Genomic DNA, 937 nt, shown 5'->3' with positions numbered 1-937 from the left:
TAGGTACTGTTTTTTGAACGGGTCAGGTCACGGAGCCAGATCCGGATCGAGGCCACCTGCACGGTCCCGTCGAAGATCGCGGCCCGCTTGTCATAGCGGGTCGCGACCGCCCGGTTCTGTTTGAGCAGGTTGATCGCCCGCTCCACCGTGTTGCGGTCGCGGTAGGCCACCCGGTCAAAGGCCGGGGGCCGACCGCCCGCCGACCCTTGGCGTCGGCGGTGTTCGCGCTGGTCACGGGGTTGGGCGATGGTCGCTTTGATCTTGCGTTTGCGCAGGTGGCCCCGGTTGGCCTTGCTGGAGTAGGCCTTGTCGCCCAGGACCCGGTCCGGGCGGGTGCGTGGACGGCCGGTGCTGCGGGGCAGGCGCAGCGATGCCATCAGGGGTTCGAACATGGGGCTGTCCCCGCGCTGGCCTGGGGTGGTGGCCAGCACCAGGGGTCGGCGGCGGGCGTCGGCGAGCAGGTGGATTTTGGTGGTCAGTCCGCCCCGGGAGCGTCCGAGCGCTTCGACCCCGTCCGGTTCCTCCCGGACTGTGCCCCCTTTTTCGCTGCCCCGGCGGCGTGCTGGTGGGCGCGTACGGTGGTGGAGTCGATACTCGCGATGAGCTCTTCGCCGCTGTTGGCGTCGATGCGCAGCCGGTCGGCGATTCTTTGCCAGGTGCCGTCGATGGACCAGCGGCGGTGGCGGCCGGCTGCGGTTTCCCAGGGCCCGTAGCGCTCGGGCAGATCCCGCCAGGGGATGCCGGTGCGGGCGCGGAACAGGATCGCGTTGATGACCTTGCGGTGGTCGGCCCACTTCTTGCCTTTGGGCGCATCGGTGGGCAGGAGCGGGGTGAGCAGGGCCCACTCGGCATCGGTGAGTTCATGACGGCCAGGCACATCGACCACGATGCCAGCGCAGACCCTGCTCCGCTCCCACTTCCAAAAAACAGGCCCTAG

The 937-nt window shown here is 68.9% G+C and carries 1 protein-coding gene; it reads right to left on the bottom strand.

Translation table 11 applies throughout. The features are described from left to right. Window positions 1–877 (bottom strand): IS5 family transposase gene (locus tag DSY14_RS27885; RefSeq protein ID WP_374224072.1). Its coding sequence is split into 2 segments (ribosomal slippage), with 875 coding nucleotides annotated over them: window positions 1–506 and window positions 509–877; the frame shifts between segments, so codons are not numbered across the junction. This gene is flagged as partial in the annotation. Between the last annotated feature and the right edge of the window lie 60 nt (window positions 878–937).

The sequence above is a fragment of the Nocardiopsis sp. MG754419 genome (assembly GCF_018207095.1).
GTDB lineage: Bacteria > Actinomycetota > Actinomycetes > Streptosporangiales > Streptosporangiaceae > Nocardiopsis.
The sequence above is the reverse complement of the archived record's forward strand: the minus strand, read 5'-3'. Positions and strand labels throughout refer to the sequence as shown.